16 protein-coding genes and 1 pseudogene are annotated in these 17,494 nt (G+C 68.6%); 12 read left to right on the top strand and 5 right to left on the bottom strand.

Going from position 1 to position 17,494, the window contains the following annotated elements; genetic code table 11:
- The first annotated feature begins 20 nt into the window (after positions 1–20).
- The 4 genes and pseudogenes from OG474_RS06760 to OG474_RS06745 all read left to right on the top strand — a co-directional run bounded on the left by OG474_RS06760 (position 21) and on the right by OG474_RS06745 (position 2,404).
- Positions 21–707, top strand: coding sequence for a TetR/AcrR family transcriptional regulator (locus tag OG474_RS06760; RefSeq protein WP_405061339.1), 687 nt, complete (start codon positions 21–23; stop codon positions 705–707).
- Positions 704–1,606 carry an SDR family NAD(P)-dependent oxidoreductase gene (locus tag OG474_RS06755; RefSeq protein ID WP_405061338.1) on the top strand — a complete coding sequence of 301 codons (903 nt, stop codon included), beginning with the start codon at positions 704–706 and terminating at the stop codon, positions 1,604–1,606. Before OG474_RS06760 ends, OG474_RS06755 begins: the two co-directional genes overlap by 4 nt.
- Positions 1,603–1,857, top strand: a pseudogene (locus OG474_RS06750) (pyridoxamine 5'-phosphate oxidase family protein); the annotation flags it as partial. The gene OG474_RS06755 and the pseudogene OG474_RS06750, both read left to right, overlap by 4 nt.
- 253 nt (positions 1,858–2,110) lie before the next feature.
- Positions 2,111–2,404 (top strand): hypothetical protein, encoded by a 294-nt coding sequence (locus OG474_RS06745; protein ID WP_405061337.1) that lies wholly within the window; start codon positions 2,111–2,113, stop codon positions 2,402–2,404.
- A 48-nt stretch (positions 2,405–2,452) separates the two neighbouring features.
- Here the strand turns inward: OG474_RS06745 and OG474_RS06740 are convergent, their stop codons facing one another.
- Together OG474_RS06740 and OG474_RS06735 are read right to left on the bottom strand one after the other, a co-directional pair.
- Entirely contained in the window at positions 2,453–3,145 is a 693-nt protein-coding gene (locus OG474_RS06740) for an O-methyltransferase (RefSeq protein ID WP_405061336.1), read from the bottom strand.
- A 164-nt stretch (positions 3,146–3,309) separates the two neighbouring features.
- Complete coding sequence (locus OG474_RS06735; protein ID WP_405061335.1) at positions 3,310–4,092, bottom strand: DeoR/GlpR family DNA-binding transcription regulator; 783 nt, start codon at positions 4,090–4,092, stop codon at positions 3,310–3,312.
- Positions 4,093–4,226: 134 nt separating this feature from the next.
- Here OG474_RS06735 and OG474_RS06730 point away from each other — a divergent pair, with 134 nt between their 5' ends.
- Positions 4,227–5,120 (top strand): SIS domain-containing protein, encoded by an 894-nt coding sequence (locus OG474_RS06730; RefSeq protein WP_405061334.1) that lies wholly within the window; start codon positions 4,227–4,229, stop codon positions 5,118–5,120.
- A gap of 146 nt (positions 5,121–5,266) precedes the next feature.
- Positions 5,267–6,145, top strand: coding sequence for an alpha/beta hydrolase (locus OG474_RS06725; RefSeq protein ID WP_405061333.1), 879 nt, complete (start codon positions 5,267–5,269; stop codon positions 6,143–6,145).
- A 5-nt stretch (positions 6,146–6,150) separates the two neighbouring features.
- On the opposite strand, the gene OG474_RS06720 is transcribed toward OG474_RS06725, so the two are convergent.
- Positions 6,151–7,167, bottom strand: a complete 1,017-nt coding sequence (locus OG474_RS06720; RefSeq protein ID WP_405061332.1) for a serine hydrolase domain-containing protein — start codon at positions 7,165–7,167, stop codon at positions 6,151–6,153.
- Positions 7,168–7,446: 279 nt separating this feature from the next.
- Between OG474_RS06720 and sigE the strand changes: the two genes are divergently transcribed.
- From sigE to OG474_RS06695, 5 genes are all read left to right on the top strand, one after another.
- On the top strand, positions 7,447–8,121 hold the full coding sequence (sigE, locus tag OG474_RS06715; RefSeq protein WP_405061331.1) for an RNA polymerase sigma factor SigE: 675 nt from the start codon (positions 7,447–7,449) through the stop codon (positions 8,119–8,121).
- A complete protein-coding gene (locus tag OG474_RS06710) occupies positions 8,118–8,729 on the top strand; it encodes an anti-sigma factor family protein (protein WP_405061330.1) in 612 nt (203 codons plus the stop codon). The genes sigE and OG474_RS06710 overlap by 4 nt, the downstream gene beginning before the upstream one ends.
- Before the next feature lie 3 nt (positions 8,730–8,732).
- Positions 8,733–9,788 (top strand): transcriptional regulator, encoded by a 1,056-nt coding sequence (locus OG474_RS06705; RefSeq protein ID WP_405061329.1) that lies wholly within the window; start codon positions 8,733–8,735, stop codon positions 9,786–9,788.
- A 77-nt stretch (positions 9,789–9,865) separates the two neighbouring features.
- A complete protein-coding gene (locus OG474_RS06700) occupies positions 9,866–11,374 on the top strand; it encodes a trypsin-like peptidase domain-containing protein (RefSeq protein WP_405061328.1) in 1,509 nt (502 codons plus the stop codon).
- Between the two features lie 48 nt (positions 11,375–11,422).
- Positions 11,423–11,761, top strand: coding sequence for a sec-independent translocase (locus OG474_RS06695; RefSeq protein ID WP_405061327.1), 339 nt, complete (start codon positions 11,423–11,425; stop codon positions 11,759–11,761).
- 25 nt (positions 11,762–11,786) lie between these two features.
- On the opposite strand, the gene OG474_RS06690 is transcribed toward OG474_RS06695, so the two are convergent.
- Complete coding sequence (locus OG474_RS06690; RefSeq protein ID WP_405061326.1) at positions 11,787–12,932, bottom strand: Mrp/NBP35 family ATP-binding protein; 1,146 nt, start codon at positions 12,930–12,932, stop codon at positions 11,787–11,789.
- Between the two features lie 182 nt (positions 12,933–13,114).
- Between OG474_RS06690 and OG474_RS06685 the strand changes: the two genes are divergently transcribed.
- On the top strand, positions 13,115–16,861 hold the full coding sequence (locus OG474_RS06685) for a family 20 glycosylhydrolase (protein WP_405061325.1): 3,747 nt from the start codon (positions 13,115–13,117) through the stop codon (positions 16,859–16,861).
- On the opposite strand, the gene OG474_RS06680 is transcribed toward OG474_RS06685, so the two are convergent.
- Positions 16,858–17,421 (bottom strand): hypothetical protein, encoded by a 564-nt coding sequence (locus OG474_RS06680; RefSeq protein WP_405061324.1) that lies wholly within the window; start codon positions 17,419–17,421, stop codon positions 16,858–16,860. The two genes, OG474_RS06685 and OG474_RS06680, sit on opposite strands and share 4 nt — an antisense overlap.
- Positions 17,422–17,494: the final 73 nt, after the last annotated feature.

Genomic DNA, 17,494 nt, shown 5'->3' with positions numbered 1-17,494 from the left:
TTATCGGGTACAGTGGGGGCATGACGAACTTCCAGCGGGCCCGCACCGAGGAACAGCGGACGGCTCGGCAGGCGGAGATCCTGGCGGCGGCCCGGGAGATGCTGACCGAGATGCCGCTCACCGAGATCACGCTCAACGGCCTCGGTCGTCGGGTCGGTCTCGCCACTTCCAACGTGCTGCGGTACTTCGAGTCGCGCGAAGCCGTCCTGCTCGAGCTCGTCCACACGGAGACCGCCGGCTGGCTCGACGAGCTCGATCCGTTGCTGCCGGCACCTGACGGCAGGGCCGGTGTCGATAGGCAGGTCGAGGCTGCCGCTGAGGCCTGGGCCCGCAGCCTGGCTGCGCACCCACTCTTCTGTGAGTTGATCAGTGCGCAGGCCGTGGTGCTCGAGCGGAAGATCAGCGCGGAGACGGCGATGGCGTTCAAGCGCGACTCGTTGACGAATCTCGCCCGGCTCACCGGCCTGCTGACTCGCGCCGTACCGAAGCTCGCGACCAAGGATGAGGTGGTCGTCGCTCAGTTCGCGAGCCGCGCAACCCTGCTGACCGGCGCGCTCTGGGCGCAGACCCGTGCCACCGAATCACTCCTGGCTGACGTCCGGATCCCGCCTGAGCTGACCGCCCTCCAGCAGCCCTTCACTGAGGCCGTTCGTGACGCCTTCCACACGATGCTCCTCGGCACCCTTCAGAGAACGGTCACCCCATGAAGCTCCCCGACCTGACCGGCCGGACCTACGCCGTGACCGGCGGCAATGCCGGAATCGGCTACTTCATCTCCGAGCAGCTCGCCGCCGCGGGCGCCGATGTGGTTCTGCTTGCTCGGAATGCTCAGCGAGCTGCGGCGGCTGCGGCCGCGATCCGCGGTCAGGTCGATCGTGAGGTGGCCGCGATCGTGCCGCTGGATCTCGCTGACCTCGACTCGGTTGCTACTGCGGCAGGCCGGTTGACCGGACTCGACCGGCTCGACGGGCTGATCCACAACGCCGGTATCAACGCCGGCAAGGAACGCCGTAGGACCAGGCATGGCTTTGAAGTTGCCTTCAGCACCAATCATCTCGGGCACTTCGCGCTCACCGTGCTGACGATGCCGATCCTGGCGGCGACGCCCGGGAGCCGGGTGGTTCCGGTGGGCAGCATCATGGCGAAGGCGGTCGGCTTCGATCCGGAGGATCTGCAGCTCGAGCGCGCCGCCTACTCGCAGTCGAAGGCCTACGCCCAGTCCCGGCATGCCGTGCTGCTGTTCGCTGCCGAGCTCGACCGGCGGCTGCGCGCTGCCGGGATGAACGTCCGAGCTGTCGCGGCCCATCCGGGTCTCAGCGTCGACGCCTTCAGTCCGCGCCGGCCGGGAGTCAATCGGCCGGCGCGGATCCGGCTCACCGCACCTGTTCAGGGCAAGGATCGCGGCGCATGGCCCGCCGTTCGGGCCGCGACCGATCCGCAGGCTCGCGGTGGTCAGTACTACGGCCCGAAGTACGGCACGTTCGGGCCTCCGGTCATCGCGGCACCGCCGCGAATCAGCGCCGATCCGGAGCTTGCCGCGAAGCTCTGGGTCGCGTCCGAAGAGCTGACCGGCATTCCCTTCAACCTTCCGGCAGGGCGCAGATGATCACTTCAGCAATCGACCGAATCGCGAAGAGCAGCAACGTCAGCCTGACGACGTTCCGCAAGAACGGCACGCCGGTGGCGACGCCGGTCGGCGGTGTGGTCAGCGATGGAAAGCTCTACATCCTGAGCTACTCGAACACCGGGAAACTCAAGCGCCTCCGTAACGACGCCCGCGTCGTCGTCGCCCCCTGCAACTCCGCCGGAACGATCCCCGCCGACGCGGACAGCCTCGAAGGCACGGCCCGAGTGCTCGACCGGGACGAGGCCAAAGTACGCCTACCGTCTGATGGCTCGCAAAACCCCGCTCGCCCGGCTGGCCCGAGCCTGGTACGTGATCCGCCGCAAGCCCGACCCCTGGGTAGGCATCGAGGTCACCTTCGTGGACCGCGTCTGACCTCCTGCGGTTTCGGCTCTGGGCGAAGCGCTTTTTCGAGACTTGTCGAATCGTTGGAGCGGCACCTGCGGTCTCTCGATGCTGGACGGGTCCGTTTAACTAGGAGGCAGCATGCGACGACTCATTGCCACTGCGGCGGTGGCGCTCTCAGCCACGGCCGTCCTCACCGCAGTCCCGGCCGCGGCCGTGGAGACCGATGCGCACCAGCCCACCCGCTTCACCTGCTACGTGAAGTACAACCGCACCCCGTACTACGTGAACGGCGTTCAGGCGGGTGTTGTGGACGCGGGCCAAGGTATCTGGGTCGACTTCACCGGCGGCGGTTACTACTACGGCCAGCTCTGGGGCGATCCGCCCAGTCGAGTTGCCGGCATCTTCGAACCCCACCTCAGCTGCCCCGTTTAGCAGCAGCGGCGCTGCCGACGCGTCACAGGCTTTCCTGTGGCGCGTTTGTCAGTTTGCGAGGCGTTTGGTGGCGGCGAGGAGGCCGTCGGAGGTGGGGAGGAGGGCGGAGACGAGGTCGTCGTCCTCGCGGACCGCGCGCAGGAGGTCGCGCAGGGCGGTGGTCTCGGGGTCGCGGTGGGCCGGGTCGGGGACGCGGCCGGCGGTGAGCAGGCCGGCGAACACGACGATGCCGCCGGGGCGCAGGAGGCGCAGGGCCTCGTGCAGGTAGGCGGTGTTCTCGCGGCGGTCGGCGTCGCAGAAGACCAGGTCGTAGTGGCCGTCGGTGAGCCGGGTGACGACGTCGAGGGCGGCGCCGGCGATCAGGCGGAACCGGTTCGACGTGATGCCGGCGTCCAGGTAGGTCTTGCGGGCCAGGCGCTGGTTCTCGGCGTCCAGGTCGACCGTGGTCAGGGTGCCGTCGGTGCGCATGCCGCGGAGCAGGGCCAGGCCGGAGACGCCGGTGCCGGTGCCGATCTCGACCACGGCCTTGGCGCCGACGGTGGCGGCCAGCAGGCTGAGCGCGGCGGCCGCGCCGGGCCCGATCGCAGCCACGCCGAAGTCGTCGGCGGTCGCCCGGGCACCGGTGACGACTTCGTCCTCACCGATGTAGTCCTCGGCGTACGCCCAGGAGCTCGGGTCGATGCCGGTGGCGATGATGCCCTCCCGTGGGTCTGCAGGGTTCTCTGCGGCTGCGCTGCTCATGCTGCCGAGAAGCCTAGCGGCACCGGGTCCCGTTTCCCCGCCTCCCGCGCGGAGATTGCGCAAACCTGCTCATTACAACCGGCCTGCAATCAGATATGATCGTAATACGAGGGCAGAGCTCACCCAGGGACGGGAGGTACGGCGAGATGCGACCGAAGCTGCGGCTAGGAGCGGATGACGTCGATGCCGGCTTCCTTGAAGATGGTCAGCTGACCTTCCTCGGCCTGGGCGTCGGTGACGAGGGTGTCGATCTCGCTCAGTTCGCAGATCCGGGCGAAGGCCCGCTGGCCCAGCTTGGAGGAGTCGGCGACCACGACGACCTTGGCGGCCCGGCTGACGATCAGCTGGTTGATGTTCGCCTCGCCCTCGTGGTGGGCGGTGGCGCCGGTCTCGTCGATCCCGTCGACACCGATGAAGGCGATGTCGAGGGACAGATCGGCCAGGATCCGGTGCGACAGCGGCCCGATCATCTCGTAGGACTGCGGCCGGGCCACGCCGCCGGTCAGCACCATCTTCACGTGCGGCCGGACGATCAGCTCGTTGGCGATGTTCAGCGCGTTGGTGACGAGGGTGAAGGCCGGCTCGCCGTGCTCGGCGGACAGCTCCGGCCGGGTCGCCAGCGTGCGGGCCACCTCGGAGATGGTGGTCCCGCCGTTCATCCCGATCACCATGCCGCGGCGCACCAGCGTGGCCGCCGCCTGCGCGATCCGCTGCTTCTCGGACGCGAAACGCGCAGTCTTGTAGCGCAGCGGCAGGTCGTACGACACAGCGTTGGCGACGGCGCCACCCCGGGTCCGGGTGAGGAGCTGCTGCTTGCCCAGGTGGTCCAGGTCACGCCGGATCGTCGCTGCGGAGACGTGCAACTGCTCGGCGAGCTCGTCGACGTCGATGGCGCCCTTCTCGGCGAGCGACTCGAGCAAGGTGTTGAGGCGTTCATAACGCTTCACCCGGGGCTCCTCCACATAAGAAAACACAGAACACAATCGGTCAGCCGGATGGCGGCCGGTTGGCACCATTCGATCATCTTTGAGCAATTTGATCACGTTCGAGCAGTTTCGACCATGAGAAGTGCGGAGACGACATGACCCAGACGCCCGATGAGAGCCCATTCGTGACCGCCGAGATCGCCACCCAGCCGGAGCTGTGGCGTCAGGTCGGCGCCGGTTTCGCGCAGTACGGTGACGGCTTGCCCAAGGCCGGCCAGCGTGTCGCGGCCGTCGGGTGCGGCACCTCCTGGTTCATGGCGATGGCGTACGCCGCCTTGCGCGAAGACCTCGGTCAGGGCGAGACGGACGCGTTCGCCGGCTCGGAGTTCCCCAAGGACCGTGCGTACGACGTCGTCGTCGTGATCAGCCGGTCCGGTACGACGACCGAGGTGCTCGACCTGATCCGGTCGACCGACCTGCCGACCGTCGCGATCACCGCGACCCCGGGGTCGCCGATCGTCGAGCTGGCCGATCACACGATCATGCTCGACTTCGCCGATGAGCAGTCGGTTGTTCAAACCCGCTTCGCGACCACCGTGCTGGCGCTCCTGCGCGCATCCCTCGGCCAGGATCTCGAGCAGGCCGCCGTCGATGCGCAGACCGCTCTGAGCATCGATGTGGACGAGCTGGCCAAGCTCGAGCAGGTCACGTACGTCGGCACCCGCTGGACCGTCGGACTGGCGCACGAGGCGGCGCTGAAGCAGCGCGAGGCCGCGTCGGCGTGGACCGAGGCCTACCCGGCGATGGACTACCGGCACGGCCCGATCGCGATCGCGCAGCCCGGCCGCGGGGTCTGGGTCTTCGGTGAGCCGCCGGTCGGCCTGCTCGACGATGTCGCCGCCACCGGCGCCACGATCGTCCACCACGCCGAGCTGGACCCGCTGGCCTCGCTGGTCGTCGCGCAGCGCGTCGCCGTCGCCAAGGCCCTGGCCCTCGGCCTGAACCCGGACCAGCCGCGCAGCCTGACCCGCTCGGTCATCCTGCCCTGAATCCTGCACGAGAGCGGCCTGCTTCTTGGTCCGACGTTGACGCAGGGTAGTCGGTTGACTACTTTGGCGCCGTGAGCCGCCGGACCACCGAGTAGGCCGGTGGTGGACAGGCGGTTCGCCCCGCCCGTTCCACCGAAGGAGTTGCCGTGCGCGCTTTCGCCCGACGTCCGCTGCAGATCTTCCTCGCAACGCTGTTCGCCGCCGCCGTGCTGACCCCAGCCACCGGCCAGGCCGCCCCGGTGGCCGCCAATCCGTACGAGCGCGGTCCGGCTCCGACGAACGCCAGTATCGAAGCACCGCAAGGCTCCTTCGCCACTGCGACGGTCACCGTCCCACCCTCTGGAGCGCGCGGTTTCGGTGGGGGGACCATCTACTACCCGACCAGTACGAGCGAAGGCACTTTCGGTGCGGTGGCGATCTCGCCCGGTTTCACCGCGACCCAGTCGAGCGTCGCCTGGCTGGGGCCAAGGCTGGCGTCGCAGGGCTTCGTGATCATCACGATCGACACGCTGTCGCGCTACGACTCACCGGCCAGCCGCGGTGACCAACTGCTGGCGGCGCTCGACTACCTCACCACCAGCAGCTCGGTCCGGTCCCGGATCGACGCGAGCCGGCTCGGTGCGATGGGGCACTCGATGGGCGGTGGCGGCTCGCTCGAGGCCGCCAAGGACCGGCCCGCACTCCGGGCGATCGTCCCGCTGGCCGGCTACAACACCACGAAGAACTGGTCGCAGGTCTCCGTGCCGACCCTGGTCGTGGGAGCTGAGAACGACACCGTCGCCCCGGTCAGCAGCCACTCCGAGCCGTTCTACACGAGCCTGCCGGCCGGCCTCGACAAGGCGTACCTCGAGTTGAACAACGCCACCCACTCCGCACCGACCTCACCGAACACGACGGTCGCGAAGTACAGCATTTCCTGGCTGAAGCGCTTCATCGACGACGACACCCGCTACGAGCAGTTCATCTGCCCCGGTCCGGGTGCGAGCACGACTGTCGAGGAGTACCGCTCGACCTGCCCGTTCTGAGCTGATCATTCGCAGTGGACTGCCGTGAACAGACCGATCACGGCAGTCGACGCGTCACCGCCCGGAAGCCGGGTGTAGGCCAGCGTCGAGTGGGTGGAGCCGGAGTGGGTCGAGTACGTCGTGTAGCCGAGGATCTCGCCGCTGTGTCCCTCGACCGTGGTCCCGCAGGGCAGGCGGAACCGCTGCAGGCCGAGCCCGTACTCGAACTGCTTGTCGGCCCGCACGTACTGACGCATCTCGGCGAGCGCGGCTCTGCTGGTGATCCGGGCGGCGAAGAGCGCGTCGAAGAAGCGGTTGAGGTCGGCCGTGGTGGAGATCATCTCGCCGGCCGCCCAGTCCAGCGAGGGGTTCATCAGCGTCGCATCGACCAGCTTGCCGTCGACCAAGGCGTAGCCGGGAGCATGCGGATCCGGCAGACCGGGGCGATCACCGGGCAGGCTCGTGTGGGTCAGGCGGAGCGGTTTGAGGATCCGCCGGTTGATCTCCGCGCCGTACGAGCGGCCGGTGACGCGCTCGATCAGCAGGCCGGCCACGATGTAGTTGGTGTTCGAGTAGTGCCAGTCGGCGCCGGGCGGGAAGTACGGAATGTGGCTGAAAGCAACGGCCAGTAGCTGCTCGGGCTCGTAGTGGCGGAAGCGCTCGTCGCCCCGCCAGCGGTTGGTGGACCATCCGGCGTCGTGGGCGTAGTCGTAGATCCCGCTGGTGTGGTTGAGGACCTGACGGACGGTGATCCGCTCACCGTCCGGCACGACGCCGGGCAGGTAACGCGCGATCGGATCATCCAGCCGGACCCTTCGCTCGTCGACGAGTTGCAGGATCACCGTCGCGACGAAGGTCTTGGTGACACTGCCGATCCGGAAGTAGGCATTCGGAGCGACCGGTCCGGCAGCGCCCGCCTGGGAACCGACCCGCAGCACGGCGGTGGCGGCACCGCCGGAATCGACGATCTGCTGCAGTTGAGCGGCGGGAAAAGTGGGGGAGACGGCCAGGACGGCGCCGGCGAGGAAGGCGGTGAAGTTCATGACCTGAACGCTATGAATTCGGGCGCTCCGGCGATATCCGGCCAACCCCCGAATCCCGGCGGGGGATAACCCCACCCCCGGCGCGGGCGACCGGGGCCTAGGATCGAAACGAACGCGATGCGGCGCCGACTCAACCGAAACGCCTCGCAGCGCGTCATGTTCGGTGAAGGCACTGTCCGGGAACTTCCGGCCGGAGCACCGCGTTGAGCCGTCGTACCAGCATCTCAGGGTCGAACCCGGGTGTTCCCGACGTGCGCAGAGGACGGTGACCGAGGCACCATGGCCTTCACGCTCATTGCCGAGAGGACCCAGGGAGGCGTTGCGGTGAAGCCGCTCGACACCTCGGTGGCGCCTACGCGTCAGCCGGTGCCGGAGACGCTCCCCTCGTGGGACGAGATCGTCCGCACACACTCCGCCCGGGTCTACCGGCTGGCCTACCGCCTGACCGGGAACAAGCACGACGCGGAGGACCTCACCCAGGAGGTCTTCGTCCGGGTCTTCCGGTCGCTGTCGTCCTACACGCCCGGCACCTTCGAGGGCTGGCTGTACCGGATCACCACGAACCTGTTCCTGGACGGCGCCCGCCGCAAGCAGCGGATCCGCTTCGACGGCCTGCCCGACGACGCGCACGACCGGCTGCCTTCCAAGGGCGAGGGCCCGGCCGAGAAGCTGAACTCGGAGCTGTTCGACCACGACGTGCAGGACGCCCTGGACTCGCTGCCGGAGGACTTCCGCGCCGCGGTGGTGCTCTGCGACATCGAGGGCATGACGTACGACGAGATCGCCGACGTGCTGGACGTGAAGCTCGGGACGGTCCGGAGCCGGATCCACCGCGGCCGGTCGATGCTGCGCAAGCACCTGGAGCACCGGGCCCCGCGGCCCGGCCAGACCCGGATCAGCGGTCCGTCGAAGGACGGTCTGCTGGGTGAGAGTTCCGGAGGTGAGTGGCGGTGACCCTTCAGCATCCGATGGACAAGCTCAGTGCCGTCGTCGACGGCCAACTCGACCATGACTCGCGGGACAAGGTCCTGAGTCACCTGGTCGGCTGTGACACCTGCCGCGCCGAGGTGGACGCGCAGCGTCGCCTGAAGGCCCGGATGGCTGCCCTCGAGGCGCCGGATCCCTCCACCGACCTGATGCAGCGCCTGATGGGCGTCTCGTCATTCGCCACCGAGCCGCGTGAAGAAGTCCGTCCGGTGCTCACACCGGCTCCGGGTCTCTTCCCGCAGCGCTCGGCCTTCCCAGCAGCCCGCACCGGCGCCAGTCGCCCGGGAGCACCCCGGACGACGCGCTCGCGCCGCCGTACTGGAGTGCTGGGTGCAGCCGGCTCCGCAGCGGCCGTCGCCTCCCTTTTGGGTACGGCGTTCGTCGTCGGGGATCCGGCTCGCTCGGAGCAGCCGCCCGCGCTGCAGCCGCCGATGACCAGCTTCTCGTCCGACCATGCGAGCACCACGGGCGGGACGCCGTTCGCGGATCCGGTCGCCGTGCTCAACTCGTACAACGGGTCCGGATACCTCGGGTTCAGCTCGACGCTGCAGCCGGTGGCCCTGACCGGGCGCTGACCGGTGAGCCTGAATCGGCTCGCCGTCCTGGTCAGCACCGCCCTGATCGGTATCGGCCTGCCCCTGCCTGCCAGCGCCGTCCCGGCGATCGACCGGGAAGACTCTCCGCAGGCCGTCACCTGGCTCGAACGCGCCGCCGCGGCGCCGAACCAGATCTCGTACCACGGCACCCAGATCATCACCGCCTGGGGACCGCAGGGCGCGAGCTCGGCGATGCTCGACATCGTGCACGCGGCTTCCCAGGGCTCCGAGATCAGCGTGGTCGGTTCCTCGGCCTCTCCGGGCGCCAAGGCGTTCGTGCAGCGCGCTACCAGCACCGACGCCTCGATCGACGGTGGTCCGCTCTCACTGCTGCAAGCGACGTACAAGCTGGTCTACAAGTGCTGCGCGGACCTGATCGGCCGGGAGGCCGTCCTGGTCGACGCGGTGCGCGACGACCAGACGCTCGCCGCGCGCTTCTGGATCGACAAGGCCACCGGACTGCTGCTGCAGCGACAGCTGTTCAGTGTGGACGGCAAGACGATGGTCCGGGCGACCGTGTTCACCGAGCTCGTCATCGAGGACTCGGACTTCATCGGGCACCTGCCGCCGATGACGCCGAACGGCGTGGAGCCGCTCGGCCTCGGCAAGATCGACGACCTGCGCTCCAAGGGCTGGATGTGTGCGCCTGAGCTGCCCGCGCTCCTCAAGCTGTACGACGTCCATCAGGACACCACCAACGGGTCGCTGCAGTTCTCGTATTCGGACGGCCTCTTCACCGCCTCACTGTTCGAGCAGCGCGGTGCCCTCGATCCAGCGGCGGTGGCCGGCTTCGGCCCGACCTCCACACCCGGCGTCTACGTCCGCTACGGCATGCCCTCGTACGTCGTCTGGTCGTCGGGCGGGATCGTCTACACGCTGATCGGTGACCTGCCACCGGACTCCCTCGGGAAGGTGGTCGACTCCTTCCCGCACGAGCAGCCGGTGGAGCTCAGCGCGGTCCAGCGGATCGGCAGCGGACTGGCCCGAATCGCGACCTGGCTCACTCCGATGGGTGCGCTGTCACCAAAGCTGGGATAATCGGAAGCGGATGGAACTCCCGGCTACTCTCGGGAGTGGCACCGGCCGACGTTCCCGACCACGAGTGAGGCGATCACATGAGCACCAACGACGCCGAACCGACATCCCCGGCGACCGGCGGCGCTCCGCTGACCGGGCTGACACCGCCCGCGCCCGGGACCGGGATCACCCCGCTGACCCCGCCGCGCAGCGACTCGGCGTACCGGCAGACGGCCAGCTCACCGCAGCCCGCGCTGCCGCAGCAGCCGCTCCAGCCGCCGACGCCCAACCAGCCGATGCCGAGCCGGCCCCCGCTGAGCCAGTCGCCGCTGAATCAACCGCCCGGTGGTCCGGTGCGGTCGGTGACCCAGCGCAGCTTCGGCGCGCAGGAGCCGACCTTCCGCCCGGTCTATCCGGGCCAGGCCTGGCCGACCGAGCGCCCCGGCTACCAGGGGCCAGTGCCTCCGCCGCCGCTGGACTGGCATCAGCAGCAGGCCCGCGCGTACACGCCGGGTGAGCCGCCCAAGAAGCCTGACAACCGCGTCATCCTGATCGCCGCGATCGTGGCGCTCGTCGTCGGTCTGCTGGCCGGTGGCGGTGCCGCCGTGACCGTGGTCGCGCTGGACGGCAACGGGCCGATCGCCGAGCAGCCGGACGTACCGGTCGGAAACGGTCCTGGTCCGGACCCGAAGTTCCGGGCCGGATCGGTCTCCGCCGTCGCCAGCGCGCTGCTGCCGAGTGTGGTCCAGCTCCGCGTCGACGGTTCGGACAACTCCGAGTCGACCGGTTCCGGGTTCGTCATCGACGGGTCCGGCCACATCCTGACCAACAACCACGTCGTCGCCGGTGCCGCCAAGGGCGGGTCGATCCAGATCATCACGACGAACGGCAAGTCCCAGACCGCTCGCCTGGTCGGCACCTCCCCGGCATACGACCTGGCTGTCGTGCAGGTGGTCGGGCTGAAGGTGCCGGCGGTCCAGTTCGGCCAGTCGGACGCGGCCGTCGTCGGGCAGGACGTGGTGGCGATCGGTTCGCCGCTCGGACTGGCCGGGACGGTCACCTCGGGCATCATCTCGGCGAAGAACCGCCCGGTGACGACCGGCGACGGTGAGGACCAGGCGTCGTACATGAACGCCCTGCAGACCGACGCGGCGATCAACCCGGGCAACTCGGGTGGACCGCTGGTCGACATGAACGCGCGGGTGATCGGGATCAACTCCGCGATCGCCGCCGTCCGCGGTTCGCAGGAAGGCCAGAGCGGCAACATCGGGCTCGGGTTCGCGATCCCGATCGACCAGGCCCGCCGGACGGCGCAGCAGTTGATCGCGAACGGCAAAGCGACGTACCCGGTGATCGGCGCGAGCATCGACCTGCGGTTCGAGGGCGGTGCCCGGGTGAGCGAGGTCAGCGCCGGCTCACCGGCCGCGCGGGCCGGGTTGCGGGTCGGCGATGTGGTCACCGAGATCAACAAGCAGTTGGTGGACACGGCCGAGGGCCTGATCGTGGCGATCCGCACGCATCAGCCCGGCGAAAGCGTCCGTCTGGTCTACGAACGCAGTGGCCGCCCGCGCGAGGCGACCGTGACGCTCGCCCCACAAGAAGGCTGACAACCGCTCGGGTACGCTGTGCCGGGGAACGAGAAGTGAGGTGAACGCATGTTCGGCATCGGGCCGCTCGAGCTGGTCGTGATCGCGATCGTCGCCGTACTTGTCTTCGGTCCGGACCGTCTGCCGGAGTTCGCGCGCACCGCGGGCAACCTGCTGCGCCAGGTCCGCCGGATGGTCAGCAACGCGCAGAACGACCTGCGCAGTGAGCTCGGCCCCGAGTTCGCCGATCTCGACCTGCAGGACCTGAACCCGCGTAACTTCGTCCGCAAGCACCTCCTCGAAGGTGCCGACGACTTCGACGACAAGCCCGTCTCGACGGACTTCTCCGAAGCGCCACAACGCCTGCCCGCAGGCGCCAAGCCGCCCTTCGACCCCGAGTCCACCTGATCGTTCAGGTGGACTCCGGCCGGGGTCAGCGACCGGCGGGGCTGAGGCCCAGCTGGCGGCCGAGGAGGCCTCGGGGCTTGCCGCCCAGCTTGACGGCGATGCCTTCGAGGATCTGGGCCGCGAGGGTGTCGGGGTTGGCGAGGGCCAGGGGGTGGCCGAGGTCGCCGCCGCTACGGAGGCGCTCGTCCAGCGGGATCTCGCCGAGCAGCGGGATCGGGTAGCCGAGGCGTGCGGACAGGGTCTCCGCGACGCGGCTGCCGCCGCCGGAGCCGAAGATCTCGATCCGGTGCTCGGGGCCGCAGTGCGGGCAGGGCAGGTAGGACATGTTCTCGATGACGCCCGCGACGCGCTGGTGCACCATCTGGGCCATCGTGCCGGCCCGCTCGGCCACCTCGGCGGCGGCCTCCTGCGGGGTGGTCACGACGATGACCTCGGCGCTGGTCAGCCGCTGGCCGACCGAGATCGCGATGTCACCGGTGCCCGGCGGCAGGTCGAGGAGCAGGACGTCGAGGTCACCCCAGTACACGTCGGCGAGCATCTGCACGAGGGCGCGGTCCAGGATCGGGCCGCGCCAGGCGACCACCTGGTCGCGCTTCGGCTTCAGCATGCCGATCGAGATCACCTTCACGCCGTGCGCGGGCACCGGCATGATCATGTCGTCGACCGCGGTCGGCCGCTCGTCGGCGACCCCGAACATGGCCGGGATCGAGTGGCCGTAGATGTCCGCGTCCAGGACGCCGACCGACAGCCCTTGGCGGGCCATCGAGACCGCCAGGTTCACCGTCACCGAGGACTTGCCGACGCCACCCTTGCCGGAGGCGATCGCGAACACCTTGGTCAGCGAGTCCGCCCGCGAGAACGGGATCTCCTTCTCGGCGACGCCACCGCGCAGCTGCGTCTGCAACGCGCTGCGCTGCTCGGCCGACATCACTCCGAGGTCGATCTCGACCCCGGTCACACCGTCGAGTTTGCTCACCGCGGCGGTCGTGTCGCGCCGCAACGTGTCCTTCATCGGACAGCCCGCGACGGTCAGCAGAATCCGGACCGCGACCACGCCGTCCTCGCGCACGACGACGGACTCGACCATCCCGAGTTCGGTGATCGGTTTCTTGATCTCGGGGTCGAGCACACCACCGAGAGCTGTGGTCACCTGATCAGCAGTGGGAGCCATACCCCCCAGGCTACGTGCTGACCGGAATCCGCCCGACCACGGTCCATGTGACGTAGCCCCCGCAAGGCGACCCTAAGTCGCGCCCGGTTCGATCCAGGCCGAAAGGCTGGCCGTGCCGATCCGGCCGGGGAACGATTCGGGGCATCCCCTCGAATCAGTCGGCGGGTCGGGAGAGGCGTGCGATGAAACCTTTCAAGCGAGTACGTCGTACGGCGACGACCCTCCTGGCGGTCGTCGCGGCCCTTTCCGGGACCGTCACCACGGTCCACGCGGCGTCGCCGCGGATCGGCACCAACGGCAACGGCAACGCGACCGATGTCGGCACCTGGTTCGTCACCTACAACAACGCGAGCATGTGGGCGGACAACTTCGGCAAGGGATTCCCGATCAAGTACCGCCCGCTCGATCAGAACGGCGGGACGTCGATCCCGGACAGCGGCAACCCGGCCCAGGTCGACTTCTATCTGGCCGAGCTCGCCGAGGCCGGCATCGACTTCGTCCTGCTCGACGAGACGAACGGCGGCTTCCCGGAGACCAACTACGGCACCGGTAACCGCTGGATCGTGGACAACGCCAAGCTCGTCGCCCAGCGAATCAGTGCCTGGAACACCAGCCACTCGTGGAAGCTCAAGTACGCGATGGCTGTCGGCATCCACGCCGCTCCGTGCAAGGACGAGGTAACCGGCCGTCAGGACGCCAAGGGGCTCTGCGCGGAGAACCACGCCCGCTCGGTCTGGAACAACTTCGCCCAGAACGACGACGACTACTACACCGTCGATGGCAAGCCCCTGCTCGTCCTGTACGACTTCGCCAGTGGTGACCCGTTGCAGGCGTGGGCCGGCTACACCGGCGACAAGACCAACGGGAACCACTTCACGGTTCGTGGTGCCGATGCGTCCAGCCCTGGCCAGTACGGCTGGCAGTCACCGAACGGCACCCAGCTCCATCCCGAGGTCGAGGTGGTCAGCCCCGGCTGGAACAACCACAACGGCAACGGCCCCGGTACGACGTACTCCCGGGCGAACGGCAACCGCTACCAGAGCGACTGGGACAAGGTGCTCACCAACCCCCGCCCGCGGATCGTGATGATCCAGGCCTTCAACGACTACAACGAGGACAGCGCGATCTGGACGGCCGACACGTCGGCGGTCGACCCGAACCACACCGAAGCGTGGCGTGGGGACGACGGTGCCCTGCACCCCTCGCAGTACTGGGATGCGACCGTCGCCGCGATCGCATCGCTGCGTGGTCGCGAGACCCCGGACCTGGCCGTCGGCGCGACCGGCCGCGCGAGCTCGCCGTACCAGGATTTCCCGGCCTCCAATCTCACCGACGGCAACCGGGCCAGCGTCTACTCCAGTACGCCGAGCGACACGGACCACACCGAATGGGCCGAAGTAGCCCTTCCGGCCCGGACCCGCTTCAACAAGGTCACCCTGATCAGCCGCGGCGACGGTCCGTACGGTTTCCCGCGCGACTTCCAGATCCAGGTCTGGAACGGCAGCGACTGGGTCACCCGCGTCACCAGAGCCGGCTTCCCGGCGCCTTCGGCCGGTACGGCGGTCTCGTTCACCTGGGATGTCGAGGACAAGACCAACCGGGTCCGCGTGCTCGCGACCGGTCTCGGGGTCGACGACAACAACCACCGGGTGCTCCAGCTCGGCGGCTTCGAGGTCACCCGGTTGCCGGGGGCAACAGCTCGGCCGCAGACCGTCCCGGCGCTGAGGGAGTGGACCGCGGCGGCCGGTGCGTACACCTTCGGCGCAGCCGCCCGGATCGTGCTCGACCCGGCCGCGCCGGCGCTCGCCGACGAGGGCGAGACCTTCGCCGCGGATCTCGCCGCGCTGACCGGCGTCACCGTCCCGGTCGTCCGCGACACCGCCGCCAACCTGCGCGCCGGCGACCTCTTCCTCGGACTCGGCTCCACCGACACGGCACTCGGTGACGAGGGCTACACGATGACGGTCGGCGCCGCCGTACAGATCAGGGCCCGGACCGACGCCGGTGCGTACTACGGAACGCGCAGCATCCTGCAGGTGCTGCGTCAGTCGGGCACCATCCCGGCCGGTACGGCGCGGGACTGGCCGACCAAGTCCGAACGCGGCCTGATGATCGACACCGGTCGCAAGTTCTTCACCGTGGACTGGATCAAGAACCACATCAAGGATCTTGGCTACCTCAAGCTGAACTACTTCCACCTGCACCTGTCGGACACGTTCGGCTTCCGGCTGGAGAGCAGTAGCCACCCCGAGGTTGTCTCGCCCGATCACTACACCAAGGCGCAGCTGGCCGAGCTGATCGCGCTGGGTGCTCGTCACCACGTCACGATCGTCCCGGAGGTCGACATGCCCGGGCACATGAACCAGGTGCTCGCCAATCACCCCGAGCTCCAGCTCGACAAGCCGGACGGCTCCCGCAACCCCTACTACCTGGACCTGTCCGAGCCAGGCGCCTACACGCTGGCGTCCGACCTGATCAACGAGTACCTGCCGCTGTTCCCCGCGAAGTACTGGCATCTCGGTGCGGACGAGTACATCGAGAACTACGGCGACTATCCGCAGCTGCTCGCGTATGCCCGGGCGAAGTACGGCCCGAACGCGACCGCGAAGGACACGTACTACGGCTTCATCAACTGGGCGAACGGCCTGGTCCGCTCCAAGGGCAAGACGATGCGGATGTGGAACGACGGCATCAAGGCGGGGGACGGCACCATCAACCCGGCGAGCGACATCATGGTCGAGTACTGGATCAACGTCGGGCTCACCCCGCAGCAACTGCTCGACCGCGGGCACACCATCTCGAACGAGTCGCTGACTCCGACCTACTACACGCTCGGAGCCTTCAGGCCCGACAGCACCTGGACCTACCAGGACTGGACACCGGACTGGTTCCAGGGCAACAACCTGATCAAGGCGCCGGCCCGCAACCTCGGCAGCAAGATGCACATCTGGGCCGACAACCCCGGCGCCGAGACCGAGGACCAGATCGCCGGCCGCCTCTTCCTGCACCTGCGCGTGCTCGCACAGCAGACCTGGGGCTCGCCGAAACTCACTTCCTCGTACGGCGAGTTCAGTCCGATCGCGGCGGCGATCAATCACGCACCGGGGTGGCCGGTGGTGAGCGATCCGGGCAACCGGGCGCTGCACCGGCCGGTCACCGTCTCCGCCAACGAGACGGCCGACTTCCCGGGCCAGCTGGCGGTGGACGGTGACCCGAACACGCGTTGGTCGGGTGGCCTCACCGATCCGTCCTGGATCCAGGTCGATCTGGGGGAGCGGCTGCCGATCAGCCGGGTGGCGATCAGGTGGGAGCAGGCCTATGCCCGCAAGTACCAGATCCAGGTCTCCGACGACGCGAGCAACTGGACCACCATCTACGCCACCGCGACCGGTGACGGCGCCAAGGACGACCTGACCGGCCTCGCCGGAGCCGGCCGGTACATCCGGCTGAAGGTCGACGAGCGCGCGACCACCTGGCTGTCACTGTGGGAGTTCGAGGTCTACAGCGCCGCACCGCAGGGGCTGTCCGGCACCTACCAACTCACTGCGGCAGGGAAGGCTCTGGACGACCCAGCCAGCTCCCTGGACCCCGGGAAGCCTCTGGAGGTGTGGGCTCCGCACGGTGGCCCGAACCAGCGCTGGACGCTGAGCCGGCGGCCGGACGGTGCCTACACGCTGGTCAACGGAGCCTCGGGTCTCTGTGCCGACGTCACCGGTTCCTCAGGAGCATCTGGTGCCGCAGTCGTGCAGTGGACCTGCACCGGCACCGACAACCAGGCCTGGCTCGTCCAGGCCTCCGGAAACACCTACAAGCTGATAGCGAAACACAGCGGTCTGTCACTGACCGGTGGCGCCACCGATGGCACCGCCGTGACCCAGCAGACCGACACTGCGTCAGCCAGCCAGCGCTGGGCTCTCACACCTGCCTAGAGACCGGGAGCGCCGTAGATCGGGAACCAGCGGGCCAGGTCCTGCTCGAGGCGTAGGTCGTTCGCGAGCAGGGACTTGATCTGGAGCTCGGTGGCGTTGTCGCGGCGGTCGGGGCCGACCGGGGCGAAGGGATACCAGGAGCCGCGTTTGTAGAGGTAGACCAGGCCGAGGGACTTGCTGCCGTTGGTGAAGTTCACTAGGGTGCACAGCAGGGCCGGGCCGAAGCCTGCGTCGACCAGTGAGGTGTTGACGCCGTGCAGGTCGGTGACGAGGCCCTCGACGTTGTCGGGGGTGGTCTCGCGGACCAGCCAGGTGAAGCCGTACGAGTCCGTCGTACTGGTGAACTTGCCGTCGTCGAGGGCGAGCAGCTTGTCGACCTCGGACCGCAAGGCCGAGAACCCGCCGCCCTCAGCGGCCTTGAAACAGACCGATCCGCTGCCGGTCGGGCGGTAGTCGGCCGCAGTCTCCAGCGTGATCGCGGCCGAGGGCAGCGAGAACAACTGGTCGAGGTTCGGCGGGACCGCCTTGCTGCGGCCAAGCAAGATATCGAGGAAACCCATAGGTCAAGGGTAGGTCTCGTGATCCCACGCCTACTGCGCTGCACTCGGCACGGCACCTCGCCGCACTGGTGCA

Origin of the sequence: Kribbella sp. NBC_01505, from assembly GCF_045040285.1 — a bacterium.
Classification (GTDB): domain Bacteria; phylum Actinomycetota; class Actinomycetes; order Propionibacteriales; family Kribbellaceae; genus Kribbella.
Note: the sequence above shows the minus strand (reverse complement) of the source record. Positions and strands in the feature narration are given on the sequence as shown.

Excerpts from the sequence above, each read along its gene's own strand:
- OG474_RS06760 (WP_405061339.1), top strand. The coding sequence starts at position 21 with ATGACGAACTTCCAGCGGGCCCGCACCGAGGAACAGCGGACGGCTCGG.
- OG474_RS06755 (WP_405061338.1), top strand. The coding sequence starts at position 704 with ATGAAGCTCCCCGACCTGACCGGCCGGACCTACGCCGTGACCGGCGGC.
- OG474_RS06745 (WP_405061337.1), top strand. The coding sequence starts at position 2,111 with ATGCGACGACTCATTGCCACTGCGGCGGTGGCGCTCTCAGCCACGGCC.
- OG474_RS06740 (WP_405061336.1), bottom strand. The coding sequence starts at position 3,145 with ATGAGCAGCGCAGCCGCAGAGAACCCTGCAGACCCACGGGAGGGCATC.
- OG474_RS06730 (WP_405061334.1), top strand. The coding sequence starts at position 4,227 with ATGACCCAGACGCCCGATGAGAGCCCATTCGTGACCGCCGAGATCGCC.
- OG474_RS06720 (WP_405061332.1), bottom strand. The coding sequence starts at position 7,167 with ATGAACTTCACCGCCTTCCTCGCCGGCGCCGTCCTGGCCGTCTCCCCC.
- sigE (WP_405061331.1), top strand. The coding sequence starts at position 7,447 with ATGGCCTTCACGCTCATTGCCGAGAGGACCCAGGGAGGCGTTGCGGTG.
- OG474_RS06700 (WP_405061328.1), top strand. The coding sequence starts at position 9,866 with ATGAGCACCAACGACGCCGAACCGACATCCCCGGCGACCGGCGGCGCT.
- OG474_RS06695 (WP_405061327.1), top strand. The coding sequence starts at position 11,423 with ATGTTCGGCATCGGGCCGCTCGAGCTGGTCGTGATCGCGATCGTCGCC.
- OG474_RS06690 (WP_405061326.1), bottom strand. The coding sequence starts at position 12,932 with ATGGCTCCCACTGCTGATCAGGTGACCACAGCTCTCGGTGGTGTGCTC.
- OG474_RS06685 (WP_405061325.1), top strand. The coding sequence starts at position 13,115 with ATGAAACCTTTCAAGCGAGTACGTCGTACGGCGACGACCCTCCTGGCG.
- OG474_RS06680 (WP_405061324.1), bottom strand. The coding sequence starts at position 17,421 with ATGGGTTTCCTCGATATCTTGCTTGGCCGCAGCAAGGCGGTCCCGCCG.